Genomic DNA, 20,452 nt, shown 5'->3' on the forward strand with positions numbered 1-20,452 from the left:
CCAATGGGGATTTTTGCCATTGCAAGTATCGTCAGCTTGGCCCTGCATGATCTAGCACAGGTCGGCAAACTTCATCCTCATCAGGATTTCTATCGCATCATTATAGTCCACGAAGCCCTGAAATGGGTCAATCCAGCGAAACAGAGTAGGTGTTTCTCCTTGAAGGCTGCCGCGATAAATGATTTGTGCGGTTTGGTTGCTGATGCTAGACATTATGTTTTTTTGTTCTAACCTAGTAACGTTTTTACCAACAACCGAGGATGCCATGCAAACGTTTCGACACTCGCCAGGCAAGCCAGATGTTGTCGGCTTCTACGACATGCGGACCTCTAGCGTGCAGTACGTTGTTAGCGATCCTGTGACTCGGCGCTGCGCAATCATCGACCCAGTCCTAGATTTCGATGAAAAGTCCGGCGCTATCGCAACGCACCATGCGAATGAATTGCTGGGCTACGTTGCCAGCCAAGGGCTGAAGGTCGAATGGATTCTGGATACCCATCCGCACGCGGACCATTTTTCGGCAGCACAGTATCTAAAGGAAAAGACAGGAGCACCAACGGCTATAGGAGCTTACGTTACACAAGTGCAAGCGCTATGGAAGGATATATACAACTGGCCCGACTTTCCGGATGACGGCCGCCAGTGGGATCACCTTTTTGTAGAGGGCGATACTTTCCACGTGGGCGAGATAGAAGGCCGGATTATGTTCTCGCCCGGCCATACCAAGGCGTCGATCACCTACGTCATCGGCGATGCGGCGTTCGTGCACGACACGCTGTTTCAGCCGGATGGTGGTACGGCCCGTGCCGATTTCCCCGGGGGCAATGCTCACAAACTGTGGGATTCCATTCAGGCCATCCTGGCACTGCCGGACGACACTCGGCTCTTTACTGGTCACGACTACATGCCCGGCGATCGCGAGCCAGAGTGGGAAAGCACGGTGAGAGTCCAGCGCGAAACCAATATTCATCTCCGAGACAGCCCGACAGCGGACAGCTTCATCGCCTTGCGTAACGAGCGTGACGCCAAGCTGCCCATGCCTAAACTGATCCTGCACGCCTTGCAAGTCAATATCCGGGGCGGCGACCTGCCAGAGCCAGAGGATAATGGTCGTCGTTACCTAAAGATTCCCCTCGATGCTCTACCGGGGCCGCCTGGGATGAGGCGCGCTCCTAAAGCGACCAAGGAGGTAACCTATGGATATCAAACCGCTCGATGATCGTCTTTATGTGACAGCACAACCTCGCCTCGACGAACTTGAACAGCTCGCCGAGCAAGGGTTCCGCACCATTATCTCCAATCGCCCGCGTGGGGAAAGTGATGACCAGCCGGATCCCGATGCTCTCAAGGCTAAGGCAGAATCACTGGGTATGGTCTGGCATGAAGTTCCCGTCAAGCCCGGCAAGTATTCCCAGCAGGACATTGCCGCCTTTGCCGATGCCCTGGAGTTATCGCCGACTCCCGTGATCGGTTTCTGCCGGACCGGCACACGGGTCGCTCATCTCTGGGCCTATTCACAGGTCTCGCATCGTCCGATTTCGGAACTCGTCGGTGCTGCCAAGTCGGCCGGCTATGACCTAGAGCCGCTTCGCGAGAGCCTCGAAAACCAGGCCAATGACAACTAATAGCGCTGACCGGCATGGCCAGTTTGCGCCGCTATTTCCCCATCGCTCAGTGGCTGCCAGGCCGTCAACTTGATCGATGCCTCGGCACTGGATAGTTTGCAGTCGATCAACCCGCGTTTGAGTGATGCGGGGTTACAACTGCACCTTTGCGAGGTCAAGGGGCCAGAGATGAACCGCCTGCTGAAGACAGCATTCCTACGCAATTTCAGCGGTAATGTCTTCCTGAACACGTTCGATGCTTGACATGCCTTGCACGCTCATTCTTCTGCAGAGCTGAGCGATCCCGACAATGACGATGCTTCGACACGGCTTGTCCGGCATATTTCAAATACCTGACATAGAGGAGACACAACGTGGACATAGCGGCAAGTCTTTCCGGTTTGATCGGCGGTGTGCTGATCGGCCTGGCAGCTGTATGGCTGATGGCAACGCTGGGTCGTATTTCCGGCGTCAGCGGAATCCTCTCCGGACTATTGCTGGAGCAACCCGCAGGAGATTCGGCTTGGCGCCTGGCCTTCCTACTGGGTCTGTTCAGCGGCCCACTCATCCTTATTTTACTGGGAGGTGGGCTAGGTAATGTCTCCGGCGCACCGGATGAGGTCATCGGTCAGCCGGCGGGAGATATCGGGCTGATGCTGCTGGCAGGTCTATTGGTCGGCGTCGGGACAAAAGTCGGCAGCGGCTGTACTAGTGGTCACGGCGTCAGCGGCCTGGCGCGACTCTCACCACGATCGTTGGCGGCCACCTTAACCTTTCTTGGAAGCGCGATGCTGACCGTCTTCGTCATGCGTCATCTCATCGGAGGTGGCATATGAAAACGTTGATGGGTTATCTCGCCGGGTTGCTGTTCGGGTTAGGGTTGGCGATCGGCGGCATGACCGACCCGACCCGGGTGCTGAATTTCCTTGATGTGTTTGGAGATTGGGACCCGACCTTGATGTTTGTACTAGGCGGTGCCGTCACCACGACGTTCATCGGTTATCGACTCGTGCTGCGCCGCTCACAGCCCTTGTTTGCTCAGGCCTTCCAACTACCCACTCGGCGTGATCTGGATGGAAGACTGATGGGTGGGGCGGTCCTGTTCGGAATTGGCTGGGGATTGTCCGGTTATTGCCCCGGACCAGCATTCGCCTCTTTCGCTGGGCTGACCATGCCACTCATGGCAATGCTACTGTCGATGATAGGAGGATGGTGGCTGGCAAAGCGGTTCTCAGGCAGTCGCTGATCGGCGCTTGAGCTTCAACCATATTTTCTACGATTGAAGAATAGGTTTATTAGAAGTGTAATTCTAGTAAAGCACTAAACAATTCATCTCTGGGCAAGTGAAGCAGTCAACATGGCCCGAGTATTCTCTGCGCGACCACTTTTTAGCCACTACCGCTGGCTTTATTACCGTACAGCCGTGTTTCAGGCTGCCACGCCGGATTTCAAGACCCCCTAACCCCATGAGCGTGTTCTTGGCATCGTCCAGCCAATCGTTTTCCTAGCAAATAAGTCCATAACAACGGCTAGATAAGCCCAGCGATTGCCAGTCCAGATATAGGTGACATCGCCACACCAAACGCGGTTGGGCGCCTCAACGTTAAACTGACGCGCTAAGTGGTTCGGTACCTCAGCATGTTCTTCGCCCGTTTTCTTGTAGCTATGACCGGGTATTTGGCAACTAATCAGGCCAAGTTTTTCCATCAGGCGGCCAGCGCGATAGCGACTTAACGGTACATTCTGCCTTGTCGCCATCTCTGCAATGCTGCGCGCCCCTGCAGAGCCTTCGCTCTCGCGAAATAGCTCTCTGACCTTGGCTATTTCCTTAGCCTTCGTGGCACACACAGGCCTTTTTGAACGTTGTCTCCAGTATTTAAAGCTGCTGCGATGCACGCCAAACACCTCACACAGTTTTTTTTACCGGGTAGCTCGTCTTGAGTTTCTCGATTAGCGAGAAGTGTTCAGGAAGTCCGACATCAAGAGAGCGGTAGCCTTTTTTAGGATGTCTTTTTCCATCTCAATGTCACGGATGCGCTTTTAAAGCTCGCGAATCTTGAGCTGATCGGGTGTCATGGGCGTTGCTTTAGGGCTTTGGTCATCACGCTCTTGGCGTAACTGACGAACCCATTTATCCATGCTCGAATGCCCCACATTTATGGCTTCAGCCGCTTCACGAACAGTGTAGTGTTGATCGACGACCAGCTGTGCTGCTTCGAGACGGAATTCAGGGCTAAAGTTACGTTTTGGTCATGTTGCCATGCTGCCACCTAGTGATGTCTTGGTGCATATTAGCACCTCTAATTAGGTGGCCAAATTCACTATGCCACTACAATAAAAGACCCCACCACGACACGAGGTGCAACATGTTCAAAGCCATCGTGATCGACAAGCAAGACAACCGGCAGCAGGCGACGCTCGAGACCCTTGACGAGTCGCAGCTGCCCGAGGGCGACGTCACCGTCCGGGTCGACTGCAGCACCCTCAACTACAAGGACGCCCTGACCATCACCGGCAAGGGGCCAGTGGTGCATGCCTTCCCCATGGTGCCGTACATCGACCTAGCCGGTACGGTGGAGGCCTCCGCGAGCGAGGCCTATGCGCCGGGCGATGCAGTGCTGCTCAACGGATGGGGAGTGGGCGAGGGCCACTGGGGCGGACTGGCCGAGAAGGCCCGTCTAGAGAGCCGCTGGCTGATTCCCCTGCCGGCGGCCTTCACGCCACGCCAGGCCAGGGCATCGGCACCGCCGGCTACACCGCCATGCTCTCAGTGATGGCGTTAGAGAGGCAAGGCGTCATCCCGGAGCAGGGCGATGTGCTGGTCACCGGCGCCAACGGAGGGGTCGGCAGCTACGCCATCGCGCTGCTCACGCGGCTGGGCTACCGGGTGGTGGCCTACACCGGCCGCCCAGAGGAGACCGACTACCTCCAAGGGCTCGGCGCCGCGGAGGTGATCGACCGGGCTACCCTCTCCGAGCCGGGGCGCCCGCTGGGCAAGGAGCGCTGGGCGGGAGCTATCGACGCCGTGGGCAGCCACACCCTGGCCAACGTCCTGGCCTCAACCCGCTACGGTGGCACGGTGGCCGCCTGCGGTCTGGCCCAGGGCATGGACCTGTCCGCCAGCGTCGCGCCCTTTATCCTGCGCGGGGTGACCCTGGCGGGGATCGACAGCGTGATGCGCGCCTACGCGGATCGCGTCGAGTCCTGGCGGCGTCTGGGGGAGCTGCTGGTTCCCGAGCAGCTCGATGCTATCACCAGCTCCATCGCCCTCGACGACGCCATCGAGGCGGTCGATGATCTGCTCGCCGGTCGCATTCGCGGACGCGTAGTAGTGACCATGGCTCTATAAATCCGAATAATAGGTACGTTTTCTTTACGTAGAAAATTTAACGTAATTTATTTACGCAAAATTGCCCCTCCAGGAAGTCCTGATGTCATTTTCAGAAGACGGCTGCACCAGCGCATCGAGCGGACCGCCCGGTGTGCAGTGGTCTTCTGAAAGAATTGTTTCAGCAATCGCCTTCACCAACCTCGACTATGCTCAGTCCTCCTAAGCACCATGGGCGGGTCGAGGCATGGCATCAGATACATCACCAATTGCCGAGCAAGGCGTGACCATCCTGTCCGACCTGAGCACAGGCCCAGTTCCGAACGTCCATCATCGGAGCCTTGGTGACACTTGAGTTGGGGCATGAGGCCGTCGCACGCATCAGGGTTAGCAAGACGGCCCTCTACGCCGTTTTGAAGGCCAGCCAGCCCGACACGCCAGTGGGCCTTGGGCGGGGCAGCGGGCAACTACAATGCTCGACCATGCACCACGATAGTACATGGTCGGACACAGGGATGACTCCCTGGCGCCTGACGGGGCATGCCCCGAGACCGAGACGCTCTCGTTCCAGGACGCCGCTGGGGAAGGCGAGGGCGGGGCCATCAGAGCAATGATGTCGGCCACCGAGGTCGGACGGCTGAAGAGGAAGCCCTGGACGTGGGTGCAGCCGGTATCGCGCACGAACGCTTCCTGCTCGGGGGTGTCGATCGCCCTCGGCGATGGTCTTCATGCCACAGTGGTTGGCCATGAAGACGATGGTCTTGACCAGCGAGGCGTTCAGCGAGGAGGCTTTCGGGCCGGACACGAACGACTTGTCGATCTTGACCGTTTCCAGGGGATAGCGGTCCAGGTAGCCAAGGCCGGAATATCCCGTGCCGAAGTCATCCAGCACCAGGCGGTATCCTCGCTTCGCCAGGTCGAGCAGGACACGGTGCTAGTTGTCACTTTCCAAGATCAACAGGCTCTCGGTGATCTCGAGCTTGATGCTGGAAGACTCCACGCCGTGTTTTTCCAGCAGCTGATTCAGTTTGAACGGAAACGTCAGGTCGCGCAGCTGCTTGGCCGAGATATTGATCGAGACCGTGATATTCCGGCCCGTTTCTTCCGCCACGGGAATGAATTCGGCCGGCAACACCTACCCCAGTTCCTTGTGGCGCCACCGGAGCAGTGCTTCCATGCAGGTGATCTCACGGCTCACCAGAGAATAGATAGGCTGATAGCGCAGGTACAGCTCTTCATGGGTCAGGCAATGAGCCAACAGACCCTTCAGCCTTGCATGTTACTGCGAGCGCTCCTCCATCGTTGCATCATAGAAGCAGGACAGGTTTGTGCCCCTCGACTTGGCTTGGTACATGGCGATATCGGCATAGCGGAACACATCGGAGAGATCCTGAGTGTCGTCGGGAATCATCGCGATCCCGATACTCGCCCCGACCAGCATGTGCTTGCCGCCCACCTCAACGGGGCCCGCCAGCAGGGCATGAATCTTGTCGACGACCCGTGACACATCTTCCTCAGATGCGACGTCGGTCAGCAACAGACAGAATTCATCGCCACCGAAGCGTGCCACATCGTCCTCGGTGCGCACGAGCTTCGCCATGGATTTGGCCACCCAGCACAGCAGCTCATCGCCGGCGGTATGGCCCAGGGTGTCGTTGACGGCCTTGAAACCGTCCAGGTCAACGTAGAGGACTCCGGCCTTCAGCTTATGGCGGATGCAGCGCGCCAACTCGTGGTTCAGGTGCTCTATGAACAGCGACCGGTTCGCCAAGCCGGTGAGAAAATCGTAGTTCGCCTGACGAAAGAGCAGTTCCCGACTGGTGCTCAATTCCATGAGGTGACCATGGGCCAGCCTGCCATAGGCTCGCAGCCGTCGATAGAAGAAGAGGCTGCCCGCGAGGATCAGTAGCACGCCTCCGATCACCCAGGGTAGGAGCTGTGTGAGGAGGCTCTGGCCAGGATGCTCCGGATGCCATTGAAGGGTGCCCAGCGGCTCGCCGCTCGGTGTTGCCAGGGGGAGGGACGCCAGTTGGCCTGTCTCCCGAGGGGGAGCTGCCGCTGCCGGCAGCAGACGCAGGGCCTCGATCTGAAAATCACGGCGCCAAGCGTCCAGCATGGCCTCGTCGATGTAGTTGACCAGGATCAGGTAGCCATGCGCCTGATCGGTGGCATACGGGGTCGGGTCGTAGGCCACATACGGCGACACGGCGACCAGGGCAGGCGCTCCCTGGATATCCAGGATGTCAGATGCGGGCTCGGGGTCGGCGAAATCGGCGTCGATGGCCTCGGCCATGAGCTGCTTGAACTCGGCGGTCAGCAGGCCCTCGGGCAGCGCCTCCAGTTCCGTACCCTTGTGTACGCCGTGGATCAGTGTCGCCTCGCGATCCAGACTCACTACCCAGTCGGTACCGTACTGGTTCTGCAGATAACCGCTGACGTTTTCCATGGCCCAGTCGGTGTCTCGCTGGTAGATTACCAGCTCGACGGCCTCGTTCCACCAGCTATAATCTCGGCTGCGGTTGGCCAGTTCTTCGAGCTCGAGATCGAGCAGTCGCTGCACCTGCTCCCGCGACTTCGCTTCGGCATAGCGATCGAGCGACTGCGACGACAGGATCACCACCCCGAAGACCCCGGCCACGGCGATCAAGATCGTGACCAGGCTGATTAAGAGACCGCGCCCCAGGGCTCTCATAAGCCGTTCACTGGACTCGATGGAGGCCAATTCGTCCTGAGGGGCGCCATCCCCGCGTTCTTGTCCGGCGTGCACTTACACGTTGTCCATGTCGAAGCCTTAAGAAGAGTATCCGCGTGCTCTTTCGCCAAAGAACCTTCGTCGCCCGTCGCTTGTCGCGCTTGTGCGAACAGACTGAGATGTAGCTCATAACTTATCTGTAAGGAAGTTACACTGAAAGCGTCTCAAGAGTAATTTTATTCACCCGTAATCGGCCAACACTCCCTTCAACGCTGGATAGAGAAGCACTGCTGGAGGCACCGCGGCTGCCGACAGTCAGGGCAGCGAGCGATGGTGACGGAACGATGAACCCGCCATATTCATCAGCGCGTCGAACGCGTGTGTTGAGCCCATTGATTGCCTGTCGTTGTCAGAAGGTGGTTGTACCCATGCATTGGGCGGTTCGCCCGGTGTGCAGCGGACTTGTGAACGAGCCGTGTCAAACGATCCTCGAATTGGTTCAGCATGGCGGCGCACAATGCAGCCTGTCCGAGAAACGATCATTAGGCGGCCAATCCGGACATTGTCCGACAACAGCTTGTTTGATGTATTTTGGGACAATAAGATAAACGGACGGATTAGCGGACAAAAGGGGCAGTCAATGGCGCTGATTGGCTATGCGCGGGTCCCGACGGCAGAGCAGAACACCGCCTTGTAGACCGATGCGCTTCGCAAGGCGGAGTGCGAGCGAATCTTTGATGACACCGTCTCCGGGGCCAAGGAAGAACGACCCGGCCTAACAGCCGCGCTGGGGTTCCTGCGCGACGGGGATGTGCTGGTTGTGTGGCGACTGGATCGACTGGGACGCTCACTGCCGCATCTGATCGAAGTGGTCAGCACTCTGGACGCGCGTGGCGTCGGATTCCGGTCGCTGACCGAAAGCATCGATACCACCACGCCGGGTGGGCGGCTGATCTTCCACGTGTTCGGCGCCTTGGGGCAGTTCGAGCGTGATCTGATCCGTGATCGCACCAAGGCGGGGCTGGCCGCTGCCGCCGCCCGTGGGCGCAAAGGAGAATGCAAGCCCGTTGTCACCGACGACAAGCTGAAGCGGGCAAGGGAGCACCTCGCCAATGGGCTGAGCATCCGCGAGGCCGCCGCACGCATCAAGGTCAGCAAGACGGCCCTTTACGCCGCTTTGGAGGCCAGCCAGTCCGAAGCCCCAGACCACAGTGCAACCGACTTCAGACACGCAGTGCGATCGTCTTCTGAAAATAACACCTGGAGGGGCAAGCTTCATGTGTAAAGAAAACTGGACTGCTCTGTGTTCTCCGGACACTTCTAGCCTAATAGTGATGCTTTATATCGACTTTATGATCAAAGATGGCAGAAAATCAGCCGATATGTGTAAGCATAATAGTATTAAACTTGGAGCATTTAAGGATAGGCCAGTAAGAACTTGGACTGGCTGCAGTCCCCTGAACCCAATTGATACTGATTTTTAAGAAGGCACCACCGAGCTAGCAACTTATTCCACTTAGCGCTGTTCATAGCTTTTCTCATTATTCGAGCTTTCAAAAAGCATGACTGACCGGATGGATCAAGCGGTTTTGAAAATGCCTCCCTCAGCAGACAGCCTGGGGAAGCGTGAAATCAACAGTCTGGGCGAACTACAAGCCCGTATAACCCATGCTTAACGGGCAGGTTCTCCGTTTGCCATCAATTGATAGCCTTACTGTGGCAGAGTAGGATCAGTCCCAAGTAAGGAACCTTACCTGCGCTTTCTGCCGCTCGATCCCGAACTCCGCTGGCTCGACATCTGCAAAGGGCTGCCCTCCATCGCTAGCCAGTAGCAACGTAGATCAGCATCGCCTCGGACAATCAGCACATCATCATGATTTTGCATCCTTCTCTTCTCATTCCCGTATGACAGGTCTCGAAGAGAGGTAGGGGCGGTGTGACGTGAAATGAAGGCGTCGGTGTAGACTACGAGGTTTACACCCCGTGGATTGGCCAACGACGGGAACAGTATGCCGCTAGCACCAGCCTCCAAGGCTAGGTCAGCGAGCAACCAGCTGGGCGGTTCAACGCGATCATTAAACAAAATTCTACGCCAGTCACAACCCATTTCCTGCCAGAGAGAGTCCCAGTCAGCCGTGTACCCATGGCTGAAGTCCACTACTGTGGCCAACGCTACCGTGTAGCTCACAATAAGACCGGGTGGCATCAGGGTCGAGAGCTGCCGGCACTCCTCAAGCGCGGTCAGCTCTTCCAGAGCAAGGTAGAGTGCGGGAACCCCGATACGATTGAGGCGACCGCCATGCTGGGCGGCGCCTGCGCCACTTGTGGGGGGCGATGGCCCAGCGGGGGACATGGACACGATAGGCTGGTTGATCTGCCAGGCTGGTAAGGATCATCCAGCCGCGCCTGCGTGAAGTGATTGAACATAGTTCAATAGATCCTCAGCTCGTCCCTCGCTGACCAACTGCTCTGGTGTCCTGAAATTGAATGCGCTGATCGGTTCATTACGAAACCAGAACGCGGCATCCTGAAAATTACCATTTATGTCAGCCGCTGCTCCCATGACTCGCACCGCATCCCGTAAGTAAGTCTGCAGCTTCTCAGCCCCCTGGGCGCGGTTTACAGTAACGCGGTGGACATGCGCCCGCGAGGCCAGCGTCTGTACATCCATGCCCAGGGCAAGGCAGAACATCCTCGGGCTGATGATTGGGCTCTTGGTTTGCCGTGCCCGAGCTTTCAAGTCAGCGAGGAATTGATTGAAAGTGTCGGGAGCAACGTAATCGGACGGCTCGATGATTGCTTCAACGCTCATAGCCTATTTTCCCTGCAAAAATGCAGCGATGTTGCTACATAAATGCATCATATAACTTCAGCGCTTCGAAGTCCATCTCCGCAAGGTGATGTTTGGTCAACTGAACAGCTTAGGCACTCCTTTTACTTCCGCCTTGGCACCGGCAGGCTTGGATGACCCTCTGCTCGCTTTCACTTGGCCTGTCTGTTCGCTTTTATCCGCTGGCGCTTCGTTGTTTAAAGCCTTTTGGCGACCAGCCGAGGTCCCACCTCGCTTCTTCAGGCGTCGCTGGATAGGTGAGGATGTCCGTACATCTTTCTGCCCAGACACAGCCGATTTCTGCTGTTCTGTAGCACCTTGCGTCGTTTTATCAACCATGACAGTAGGGACTGGCTGATGGCTCGGCTGTGTCACTGGGGACTCATGCTCAGCTGTGGCCAGCATTGCCTCCCCCAGGCCAAGTTGAATATGGGTATCATTCGGTGCGTTATCGGCCTCTGGGCTCCAGTCACCCAGCTCAGCCGAAACATCACTATGGTTATCTGCGTCAGCCCCTAGCGTCAGCTGACTAATCTCTGAAAAGTCATTCGTGGGTTCGGCTTGCTCAGCGATCAGTTCAACATCCCCCCCGCTTGTTGTGGGCGAAATTTGGTCATTGGTCGCTATCTGTGCAACGTTCCCACCGGCCGCCTCAACAATCTCATTTAGTAACCAAGCTCCCTCTGATTCTCTTTTAAATCCTGCTGGAGTCTTAGTATGAATGGAATTACTCATCCCATCCTGCTCATAATGTGCAATATCCCCACCGACACCGGGGACATCCTCTAGCAGCCAAGCGCCAACTATAGCCTTTTCGTCGCCTGTTTCAGCTTTGGCTGAGGCCTGCTGATTCTGGGCATCATTGCCTTTCTGTGCAGCATCCCCACCGCAAGGTATTGGCTGGCCCGTGCCTTCCTGTGTAGTGTTCTCACCTGCCGTATGAGAATCGTCCAGCAGCCAGGCACCATCTATAACTTTTTCTCCGCCTGTTTCAGCCATTGCGGAAGCCTGCTGGTTCTGGGTGCCATTGCCTTTCTGTGCAGCATCCCCACCGCAAGGGGTGGGCTGGCGCATCTCTTCCTGTGCAGTATTCCCACCTGCCGCATGGAGATCATCCATCAGCTTGGCACCGGCTATATCTTTTTCTTCGCCTGTTTCAACCATTGCGGAGGCCTGCTGGTTCTGGGTGTCATTGCCTTTCTGTGCAGCATCCCCACCGCAAGGGATGGGCTGGCGCGTCTCTTCCTGTGCAGTATCCCCACCTGCCGCATGGAGATCATCCATCGGCTTGGCACCGGCTATATCTTTTCCTTCGCCTGTTTCAACCATTGCGGAGGCCTGCTGGTTCTGGGTGCCATTGCCTTTCTGTGCAGCATCCCCACCGCAAGGGGTGGGCTGTCGCGTCTCTTCCTGTGCAGTATTCCCACCTGCCGCCTGGGAATCATCTAGCAGCCAGGCGGAAGCCACGTCGGTATTCGTGAGTGATTCATGGCTGAATGTAGAGGTTTTGCTCGCTGCCCCTAAACTCTTCTGTGCAGCATTCCCACTGGTTTTCGTTGCATCACCCGTACCCGTAGGCACTGAAGCAAACAGGCTGACATCACATACGTCTGACGCTGGAATACCTTTAGGCTTAGTCATGCGCTCTTCCCGCTTACCACTGTCTTTTGTTGGCGCAACGCCAGCGTTGCTACTGTGCTTGCCCTGGGGGCCGAGGACGGTTACCTCATAAGCGGTTTCTCGCGGGTATAGGCCTTGGTGTTCTACTGGCAGCTCCACCGCGATCATTCCCCTGAACTCGATTATGCCGGAACGTACCCGCCACAACGCTTGGTCAGATGGCAACGTCCAGGTCTTCGCCGCTTCGCTCCCCTCTGGCACTCCCTCGATTTCAGTGATGAGCCAGCCGCGATCGGCCAATGCTGCCAAAAGTACCTGTGTAAACTCCCCTGATTTACCTGGGGCTCGAAAGTCACCGCCAAAGGCCGCGGCAACGTCATCATCCAGCTTGGAAAGGGCTGTCTCCCGAACATGATGTTCGGAGAGGTAAAGCCGCTCACCAACGCGGAAGCCTGCCGCTTTGACACGCTTCGCTAAACCTTTCACCTGATAGGGTACTTGGGGAACCACTCGCAAGAACGTTTCGATCGCCAGCTCCTGGACGTTCAGATTCTCAAGCACCTTGCGTTTCTCGCCTCGTGTAGCGAGGCCGTCTATCTCTCGCAGCTGCTGGAGGAGAGTGACTGCGCGGCGCACCCCCTTGCTACTGAGGCCAGGGAAAGCCACTGGCATCAGGTTGGGAGAATGCTCGTATTTTACTGCCAGCAACAGTATGGCTCGCTCATCCTCAGGCAGCTCCCACCACGCGGGGAACTTTGCCAACAGACGCCCGCTCTGTTTATCGTGGTAGGACAGGCGGACCCACTGCCCGTCCTGTTTCGCATGCGAAACAGTCTTGCCAATATCATGTGCTGCCGCGGCAAGAGGGAGGAGGGGATCGGCACCTTCGTACTCGAAGGCCTCATCGATCACGCCTAGATGGTGCTCAAGCAGTGTCGTACTGTGGCCGTCACCGCAAAAAGCATCAGGGTGAGCCTGGAGGTAACCGAGCAACTGGTTAATTAGCGGCATGTGATGTGCCGGAACGTTACCCGACAGCTGCGCTTTCACTGGCTTGAAGTTAATCGGATCAGGATAAGGCATGTACGTAATTGAGAGATCCATGCCCCGGAACTCACCGCGAGATTTAGCGCGCTGTCGACGTGTTATTAATCCCATTCCCACTATGAGCAGAACGATCACAGAGCCAGCAGCCATTCCCCCGGCTAACCATGGCCAGACAACACGCAACCTTGCCAGGACGACCTCAGTGGCCGCTGATGCCGCGTTCGCGGGGTTTATCTCTTCGTCACCCTCTACCCAAAAGCCAGCGCCAGCTAGCCACTCCTGCAGCGTTTCCGGCCCCATGAAGTAAAAAGCAGTAGCCGCGGCGAGACTGTAGAAGATAGTTAGAGCAATAACGGATCTTAGCAGTGTCGAGCGATACCCCATCAAACTCATGTCATACGCTCCAGGCGCTTGATACGCCGATATGTCGGCGGATGTGTCGAGAAAAGCCCCCAGCTCGATTCAAGACCCGTAGAGAGCCTACTGAGAAGCCGGCAGCCTGCTATTGGAGAGGCAACACGCGCCGCGTCACGGTCGGCACGATATTCCATTAGATGCCCTAAGTGGCGGTCCAAGACTTTGAAAAGCCCTAATGCCAAGCGAATCCCCAAGCTCGCCACAGAAAAGTACAAGCCGCTCAACAGGCCAATCAGGGGAATGGGACGAAGAATTGTATAGATCAACCGCGCCAGCCAAAGCGCCACCCGCAAAATGCTGTGCTGCGTCCACCAGTATAGGCTCGCAGACGCATCGCCGCGGCGAAGGTGTGACCTCTCGTGCGCCAGCAGCCACTCAAGCTCATCAGGAGGCAGATTGAGGGCGCCCCGGGAAACGATTACAACGCCACCCGTAGGGCTCGGCATAGCATAGGCCTGAAGGGCAGGCGTCTCGTAAACCCAGACACGATCTGCAATCTCACGAGCCCTTGGGAATAGCCGGCCGATACGGTAACTGGCTGGCGCCAGCCTAAGCCCTAGCCAGGCGAGGGCAGTTAGCCACCCACCTGCGAGGTAGGTGGCCTTGGCCAGCCAAGTGACTGTCATAAGCTCACCAGGGGGACGTATGAACTCCAGGGGTAAGCCAACGAAGACCACCACCGGCAATACCACCATCACAGTATAACCAAGCGCCCCAGCGAAACAGGCCGACAAGGCAGACAGGAGCGCCAGCATAAGCCAAGCCTACCCTTGCCCCTCGGCCAGCATGCGGATGGCCTCCTGCGTGTTGTAGCCCGCTGAAGTGAGCTTCATCAGGCGTGCCTGGTCCTTGGGATTGGTCGAATATAGGAAGTAGGAGTAAGGATCGACCACAAAGCGGAAAAGGCCACCCCCGCTCTCGTGCTTGACGAAGACCTCCGAATAGCCGGCACCGGGCTTCACACCGCGCAGCATATCGAATAGGAATTCGTCTTCGCCGCCCAGCTTTCCGTTTTTCTGTGCGTAGTCGAGCGAGGGACCCGACTGCTTGAGCACAAACGTCCAAGGTGCATTGTCGAAGGCAGCCTGAGCGGCCGGCGACAGGTCGGTATCCTTGAAGCCCTGTGTAATGAAACCGGCACTGCCGTAATACTTACGGATGCGCCGGAAGGCGGTTTCGATAAACTTCCCGCTTTTCGGGTCCGCGAGTAGATCCCATGCCTCATCGATCAGCATCATTTTCGGGATGTTGCGTGGGCGCAGATACATGTCCCGCGTCGTCCGAGCCATCAGGAGTGTCATGACCACATTCCGAAGCTCACGATCGACGTTTAGCTCTTCCAGCTCGAGTATGGTGAACTCATTGGAAAGATCCAGCTGGGGCTCACCGTTGAACCATGCGGCATGCCGACCTACGGCATACGGCTCCAACTGCAACGCAATACTCTTGGCCACCGGATCACTGTCTGCCCGGGACTCAAGCCACTGATAGACATGCTTGGTTTCCATGACCTCGCCATGTTTATCGTGCGCCTCAAGGATGCCTTTTTCGATCAACTGGTATTCGTAGTTGTCGGGCTCACCTAGGGGGAACGCCATCTGAGATATGGCATCCTTCAGCACCGGGATCATTTCTGCGATCTCGCTGCCACCTTCATCATCGTCGTAACGCTGCTTGCCTTTGATACCCCAGAATGGGTTAAGTGAGACCGGATGGTTAGGATCAAACCTCAGTTCCTGACCGCCCAGCAGTTCACACAGCTCCTTATAAGAGCCGCCCACGTCAATGATACGGACCACGCCATCACGACAGCGCATGTCGGTAACGAATTCGTTGGCAAGGAATGACTTACCCGCACCCGAGGTCGCGATCACCGAAAAATTGTATGAGGTGGCCGAATCAAAAATGTCGATACACGACATTTGACCGCGGCGAGAAACCAGCAACAGTCCGTTTGCGTAGAGGTAAGGGTTCCCCTGTGGGTCTTTGCGTACTACTGGCCCGTTACCGCCCCAATCGCCCTGGCAGATTGAGGCGCAAGCGCCGTTTAGGCTGGACACCATCTGTGCCCGCTGAAGGCCTGATGTAGGCTTGTCCATGCGTGGGTTGTAGCCCCATGGCAAAGACGACAACCAGATAGGCAGCGAGATATAGCGTTCACGCGAGGCTCTGAAGCCTGCTTTCCGCCACAACGAGGAAACATAGTCCGCGTCCGAAGCTGCTCGCTCGGGTTCGGTGATGATATTGATCCCCGACCACATGCGTACCGGGCAGTAGTTTGAGCGAGTATCGTTGAGCAGCTGCTGGGTATCTCTACGCCGCGTGAAGAGGTGCGGCATCATCCCCTTGTACCACTCGGAATCACTCATGCATTGCTTTGAGATCATGCCCATTCGCATGGTGATGTCATCACGAGCCTTTTCGGTGTTCGGCTTGTAGATGGTGGTATACATCCAGTAGGCCGGCGCGATCCGATCGGTCGCCGACTTCAACTCCCCAAGCATGTCACCTGTCATGTAGAGACGCAGGTAGTCCGGGTAGGTGTCGATGGTCAAAGGGACAACATCCACCTCCCTTTCATTGTCGCTAAACTGGACTGCACCCGAGGACTTCACTCGAATGCGTGTGCGCTTATCGAAAATGGAATCAATGAAGTGACCACCTTCCTCCTCCAGGCGTTGAAGCTCCCCTGGCACCATTTGTGGGTTGGCTATGCGGCGCAGCACACGTCGCGTACCCAATTCGTTCATCAGGGCAGGGGACAGGCCCATAGAGCTGAATGTCCCCATCACCGACTGCCGGAATTCGTCGCACATGTGCCGCCATGAACGAATCTCTTCAGCATGCTCTGGGTCACCGCCAAAGGTCATGGTGAAAAAGGCGAAGTAATGCACCTCCCGGGGATATAGACGCTCATTCGGTAGGAGGCTTTTGTTCCCGGCCGCGGCGTCAAGCATGTGCTTGCTACGGCGCTCTACCAGCTCTTGGAGCATAGGGTCTTTGCAGTAACGTAACCGCCGTGCCTGCCAGGTATTTATCCGGTCCTCAATGGCCGGCGAACTATGGGCGACGAACTGGATAACCGTGTCCGCTGGCGCTCGCGTAATCAGCGACTCGATTTGCTCCTCGATGTCCTTGCCAGCCACCATCAATGGCGCAAACTGGACGCCGAAGCCAAGCTGAGGATGTTTACCATCATCCCGGACACAGTAGTTATCTTCATAGTCGATGTAGGGGAGCAGGCTCGCGGGATCATCCCGCTCAGTCAGCGCCTCGGCTGCCTGGAGGGGGAGGGCGCGATCGCCATAATCGGGAGCGCCCTGCTGGATCATGCGGCGCACTTGGTGCCGCATACGAGTCATCGCGGTTATCTTCATATCAATTCTCCGGGACGATCTGCATTTGCGGCTGAATGCGATAAGGATTCACGCTGGCGTCTTGCCCTCTCGGCGCGATGTGTTGAACACCCGGAGAAGGTCCGATCATGCCTGCCCCAATGCCATCGTCACGCAGCTGGCCATAACTCCAGTCATCAGGCAGAGTCACATACAGGTATTCGCCCGATCGTAGAATGCCGTCATCACCGCGCCATGGCGCCACCCAGATACGCACCGGTTTACCTGGCTGGTAGACAGGCATATCGGTTAGGCCTCCCCCGCTATAGGGTCGCCATTGCTCGATCTTTTCTTCTTCAGCTTCTGAGCCATCCTTACGGCCCTCCATCACTGTTTCAGAGGAACCACTATTTGCCACCGCAGCTTCATAAACATCGCCGGTACCGACACACTCGCTTCCCAGCTCACAATCATGCTGGACAGTGGCACACCCACCGAGGAACAGCAGGGCGGTCAAGGGGATCATCAACTTTAAGCTCATCGTATTAGCCCTCGCTCGGCATCTTGTCGGCCAGCTCGTAGGCTTCCCACTCGAGCTTCTGGCCTTCCTGGATTACAATAGTGCCACGGCGCCCTGATGGAACCTCGATCACCGGGAACATGGATTCAGCCTCTTCGATGTAACGCTCTGCCAGTATCTCCATCGCGCGGCCTGCACCGCCGTACATGCCAACCTCGGCGACACTGTTCGGGTCGATGGTGGTGACAACGCCGCTGCCTGTGACAGCCGATTCAGCACCTTGAGCTGCTGTTGCAGCAATGCTGCTGGCGCCTTCTGCGAAGCCAGCAAGCATGGCCTTACCCAGCAGGGCGCCAGCACGTCGCTCAACTTTGCCGCGAAGCCCCAGACGGCCATCCGAGTCCACGATGTAGCCATTGATTGGAGACTCAAGCATCATTCCAGTCCGTGTATCGACACAGGAAATACGAGAGACGTTGATATGCGCTCGCTCGCTCGACAAATCACCGTAGCCACCGCCCATACCAAAGCAGTCAGCGAGGCGATACCGCGCACTGCCAGGTAGGAATGCATCGTTTTGAATGCGGAATAGCACCGGCTGAGGGTTGTTGCGGGTACGCTCGGCAGCGCCAAAGTCAGCGCCAGTCAACATTGCCACCTCAGAGAACGACCCCATAGGGAGGAACCCAGCTTTAGGTGGCCCCAGATCCTCTTCTTCGTCATCCTGCTGAGCCGCTTCATTACGTAAGATGCGAGCGCTGGACTCACCACTTGAGCCATTGAGTACGATCGGGTCAGCCGGTCCTTCTTCCTTCTGGAGCTGTGGAAACTGTGAAGGAATGACGCCGCCCTGTGTCGACGATTGTTGCCTCGGGGGTAAACCGGCACGGCCAGAGTCACCATCTCGACGCGCTACCGGGGGCGGAGGTACCGCGCTAGCGTCGTCGCCTCGGGGGGGGCGAAGATAGTCAGACGGGGCACGGTTGGCGTCGGTGCTTCTGTTTGAAGATGTGCCAATGCGAACCTCACTGGTGCCATCATCTCCGCTAGAAATATCGGCTAGTCGTGTGCGCAGCGACTCCATGGTTTCCCGCGTTTGCTCGCGTTCGGATTCCATGCCAGCCTGCATTTCTTCGAGCTGCGCCTGAAGTCGTGCATCCCTCTGCTCTTGACTCTCGCGCTGGTCTGCCAATTCTTCATGAGCCTCCCTTAACTGTTGTTGAAGTCGGGAAATAGTGACTTCCTCCCCATGCCGTGTATCCGGCGTGGTGTCCATAAATTCCGGGGGAGGGGGCGCTTTATTGCTACTGTTGTCTCGTGCGCTAATAGCGTTACTTGCCACAAGCCAGATGACTAGGCAGGCCCCACCACCATATAGAAGCCACTTTCTTCCCTGCGCTCGCTCCAACAGGCTCTGAGAGACTACCTTGGACTTAGCTCGGGCCTTGGCCACCCTAGAAGGCTTGTCCTGGCCCGATTCATTCGGCTGCTGGTTGTTCTGATCTTCAGCCACGGTCAACCTCCACGACGATCATTCGGGGCTGATCGCGCTCACTTACCGTGTCCCCTTCCAAGGAAACAGCAACGACGCCATCGCGGTAGAAGTCACGAGGCTCGACTTCAAGGGAGGTATCAGAAGACAGCCGGTAAATATTCACGACATGGCCGGAACCACGGTACTGGGTTTCCGCTGTGAGCTTGAGCGTGCCGCCATTAGGCATTTCAAGTCGGGCACTAGGCGGGGCGCCAGCCGGCTCAAACCCGCTAGGGCGAGCCCCCTGGAAAGCGGACAGGATAGTGTCAGCAATCCAACGATCCTTGGGCCGGCTTTCCCTTTCGGGCTCTGCGGATAGGTCAGGGGCGTTTCGATACCGGAACACCTGGGCATCGATGCCGCTTTCCGGCGCTAGCTTCACCGTGAAGGCCTCGCCGCTTCGCAGCTGGATGAAGATAGAGAACGGGTCGGCTTCGTCTGCAGGACGGATGAGGAGACCACGTTTGCCATCAGTCGGCACAGGGTTGTCACGCAACTCGGCCTCGGGGGGGATAACAATCGTAGAGTACGGCTCTGGGAATACCAGCCGGTTATAAGCATCGGTGGATACAACCACCTTCTGGACATCATCGCTGGCGCTGACAAAGGTGGCGACGGCAAGCGCCGCCACCATGACCAGCCCCTGCATCTTAGGCTTTTTCATTCGTCCTCCAAAGAGAAACCAGCGACATACGGAACGCCACCGCTGAAGGAATAGCGGACACGGTAAGCAATCGGTTCGTCTTCGATCTGTTCGGTGCCATGCCAAGCCCGCAAGCGCCCATAAACTCGCACTGTGCCGTCTAGGACTTGGGTCCCTTCAATGAACAAGGCCTGGGTACGCTCAGATTTCTCCAGGTCTGGAATCCGTGCTTGTAGATCATTGCCGACCTTGGCATAGAGGGCCGGCGTCATCCGGTTCTGGAACCGAGCGTATTGGCTTCTCACGTTCCTTGGGGTCCAAGAGCTGTGCAGCTGGGCATCCGCCATGGCTATCTCAGTGAGGTAGCTCGCATCGGTATAACCAGCGCTGGCGCCCACCTCGACCGGCCCATCCACGACGTGCAGGTTGTAGGGAACCAGCCGGGTTGGCATATTGGCGCTGAGCTGGACATAGCTCTGCAAGACATAGATCAGCAACCCAGTCAGGAGCAGGGTGCAGAACATCCAGCCCCTGGCAGCGACCCACTGATTTCGCAATGCATTGAGGTATTTCATCAGCGAATGTACTCCAATCGCATTGGTCTAGGTGCGTATTTGCCAAGCAGCGGGTCTAACTTGAGCCCCATCCGCCACAAGACATGCTGCACTTGTCCCCGCTTCTGGCCGGCACGCATCTTCTTAGCCATCATCATGAGAAAGATCCCCGCAAATAGGCCTGGGATAAAAAACCGCATGATGATGCCCACGCCGATCACCATGATGGCGACAACCACCTCGGTCATCTCCCAGGCGAAGATGGGGATAGGGGCATCAACATCCTGCGGTATCCGATAGGACTCGTTAGACATGACCCGCGACTCCT

20 protein-coding genes and 3 pseudogenes are annotated in these 20,452 nt (G+C 57.1%); 8 read left to right on the plus strand and 15 right to left on the minus strand.

Translation table 11 applies throughout. The features are described 5' to 3' along the window. Positions 1 to 214 precede the first annotated feature (214 nt). The 5 genes from KO116_RS22655 (at position 215) to KO116_RS22670 (ending at position 2,850) form a co-directional block, all read left to right on the plus strand. Positions 215 to 1,219, plus strand: coding sequence for an MBL fold metallo-hydrolase (locus KO116_RS22655; RefSeq protein WP_235272577.1), 1,005 nt, complete (start codon positions 215 to 217; stop codon positions 1,217 to 1,219). Continuing rightward, positions 1,197 to 1,625: a TIGR01244 family sulfur transferase gene (locus KO116_RS22660; RefSeq protein ID WP_035557861.1), complete on the plus strand. Its 429-nt coding sequence runs from the start codon at positions 1,197 to 1,199 to the stop codon at positions 1,623 to 1,625. Before KO116_RS22655 ends, KO116_RS22660 begins: the two co-directional genes overlap by 23 nt. Before the next feature lie 69 nt (positions 1,626 to 1,694). Beyond that, positions 1,695 to 1,868: a hypothetical protein gene (locus tag KO116_RS24915; protein ID WP_176304696.1), complete on the plus strand. Its 174-nt coding sequence runs from the start codon at positions 1,695 to 1,697 to the stop codon at positions 1,866 to 1,868. Positions 1,869 to 1,978: 110 nt separating this feature from the next. Next, positions 1,979 to 2,440, plus strand: coding sequence for a YeeE/YedE family protein (locus tag KO116_RS22665; RefSeq protein WP_035557858.1), 462 nt, complete (start codon positions 1,979 to 1,981; stop codon positions 2,438 to 2,440). Continuing rightward, complete coding sequence (locus KO116_RS22670; protein WP_035557854.1) at positions 2,437 to 2,850, plus strand: DUF6691 family protein; 414 nt, start codon at positions 2,437 to 2,439, stop codon at positions 2,848 to 2,850. The genes KO116_RS22665 and KO116_RS22670 overlap by 4 nt, the downstream gene beginning before the upstream one ends. Positions 2,851 to 3,086: 236 nt before the next feature. On the opposite strand, the pseudogene KO116_RS25995 reads toward KO116_RS22670, so the two are convergent. After that, positions 3,087 to 3,809 (minus strand): annotated as a pseudogene (locus KO116_RS25995) (IS3 family transposase); the annotation flags it as partial. 161 nt (positions 3,810 to 3,970) lie between these two features. Between KO116_RS25995 and acuI the strand changes: the two are divergent. After that, positions 3,971 to 4,953: pseudogene (acuI, locus tag KO116_RS22685) on the plus strand (acrylyl-CoA reductase (NADPH)). A gap of 82 nt (positions 4,954 to 5,035) precedes the next feature. Beyond that, positions 5,036 to 5,158, plus strand: coding sequence for a hypothetical protein (locus KO116_RS26150; RefSeq protein ID WP_268762341.1), 123 nt, complete (start codon positions 5,036 to 5,038; stop codon positions 5,156 to 5,158). Between the two features lie 177 nt (positions 5,159 to 5,335). Here KO116_RS26150 and KO116_RS24310 read toward each other — a convergent pair whose 3' ends face one another. Genes KO116_RS24310 through KO116_RS22695 form a run of 4 tightly spaced genes read right to left on the minus strand, consistent with a single transcriptional unit; the run spans position 5,336 to position 7,624 of the window. Further along, entirely contained in the window at positions 5,336 to 5,857 is a 522-nt protein-coding gene (locus tag KO116_RS24310) for an EAL domain-containing protein (protein ID WP_082072712.1), read from the minus strand. Positions 5,858 to 5,866: 9 nt separating this feature from the next. Further along, positions 5,867 to 6,067 carry an EAL domain-containing protein gene (locus tag KO116_RS24315; protein WP_052703856.1) on the minus strand — a complete coding sequence of 67 codons (201 nt, stop codon included), beginning with the start codon at positions 6,065 to 6,067 and terminating at the stop codon, positions 5,867 to 5,869. Next, complete coding sequence (locus tag KO116_RS26365) at positions 6,068 to 6,190, minus strand: EAL domain-containing protein (RefSeq protein WP_158414228.1); 123 nt, start codon at positions 6,188 to 6,190, stop codon at positions 6,068 to 6,070. 21 nt (positions 6,191 to 6,211) lie between these two features. Continuing rightward, on the minus strand, positions 6,212 to 7,624 hold the full coding sequence (locus KO116_RS22695; RefSeq protein ID WP_144408654.1) for a sensor domain-containing diguanylate cyclase: 1,413 nt from the start codon (positions 7,622 to 7,624) through the stop codon (positions 6,212 to 6,214). 640 nt (positions 7,625 to 8,264) lie between these two features. Between KO116_RS22695 and KO116_RS22700 the strand changes: the two are divergent. Further along, a pseudogene (locus KO116_RS22700) lies at positions 8,265 to 8,909 on the plus strand (recombinase family protein). A gap of 465 nt (positions 8,910 to 9,374) precedes the next feature. Here the strand turns inward: KO116_RS22700 and KO116_RS22705 are convergent. The 10 genes from KO116_RS22705 to traL form a co-directional block, all read right to left on the minus strand. After that, positions 9,375 to 9,977 carry an RES family NAD+ phosphorylase gene (locus KO116_RS22705; RefSeq protein WP_052703857.1) on the minus strand — a complete coding sequence of 201 codons (603 nt, stop codon included), beginning with the start codon at positions 9,975 to 9,977 and terminating at the stop codon, positions 9,375 to 9,377. A 39-nt stretch (positions 9,978 to 10,016) separates the two neighbouring features. Further along, on the minus strand, positions 10,017 to 10,436 hold the full coding sequence (locus KO116_RS22710) for a hypothetical protein (protein WP_035557849.1): 420 nt from the start codon (positions 10,434 to 10,436) through the stop codon (positions 10,017 to 10,019). 96 nt (positions 10,437 to 10,532) lie between these two features. Beyond that, on the minus strand, positions 10,533 to 13,514 hold the full coding sequence (locus KO116_RS22715) for a hypothetical protein (RefSeq protein ID WP_035557846.1): 2,982 nt from the start codon (positions 13,512 to 13,514) through the stop codon (positions 10,533 to 10,535). Further along, a complete protein-coding gene (locus KO116_RS22720; RefSeq protein ID WP_035557843.1) occupies positions 13,511 to 14,293 on the minus strand; it encodes a M48 family metallopeptidase in 783 nt (260 codons plus the stop codon). The genes KO116_RS22715 and KO116_RS22720 overlap by 4 nt, the downstream gene beginning before the upstream one ends. A gap of 9 nt (positions 14,294 to 14,302) precedes the next feature. After that, positions 14,303 to 16,915 (minus strand): TraG/VirB4 family ATPase, encoded by a 2,613-nt coding sequence (locus KO116_RS22725; protein ID WP_035557840.1) that lies wholly within the window; start codon positions 16,913 to 16,915, stop codon positions 14,303 to 14,305. A gap of 1 nt (position 16,916) precedes the next feature. Then, entirely contained in the window at positions 16,917 to 17,414 is a 498-nt protein-coding gene (locus KO116_RS22730; protein ID WP_035557838.1) for a TraV family lipoprotein, read from the minus strand. Between the two features lie 4 nt (positions 17,415 to 17,418). Further along, positions 17,419 to 18,906, minus strand: coding sequence for a TrbI/VirB10 family protein (locus tag KO116_RS22735; protein WP_035557835.1), 1,488 nt, complete (start codon positions 18,904 to 18,906; stop codon positions 17,419 to 17,421). Then, positions 18,899 to 19,591: a TraK domain-containing protein gene (locus tag KO116_RS22740; RefSeq protein ID WP_035557832.1), complete on the minus strand. Its 693-nt coding sequence runs from the start codon at positions 19,589 to 19,591 to the stop codon at positions 18,899 to 18,901. Before KO116_RS22740 ends, KO116_RS22735 begins: the two co-directional genes overlap by 8 nt. Beyond that, positions 19,588 to 20,145 (minus strand): TraE/TraK family type IV conjugative transfer system protein, encoded by a 558-nt coding sequence (locus KO116_RS22745; protein ID WP_035557829.1) that lies wholly within the window; start codon positions 20,143 to 20,145, stop codon positions 19,588 to 19,590. The genes KO116_RS22740 and KO116_RS22745 overlap by 4 nt, the downstream gene beginning before the upstream one ends. Then, positions 20,145 to 20,438 (minus strand): type IV conjugative transfer system protein TraL, encoded by a 294-nt coding sequence (gene traL, locus KO116_RS22750; protein WP_008958346.1) that lies wholly within the window; start codon positions 20,436 to 20,438, stop codon positions 20,145 to 20,147. Before traL ends, KO116_RS22745 begins: the two co-directional genes overlap by 1 nt. Positions 20,439 to 20,452 lie beyond the last annotated feature (14 nt).

The organism is Halomonas sp. KO116 (assembly GCF_000734975.2).
Classification (GTDB): domain Bacteria; phylum Pseudomonadota; class Gammaproteobacteria; order Pseudomonadales; family Halomonadaceae; genus Vreelandella; species Vreelandella glaciei.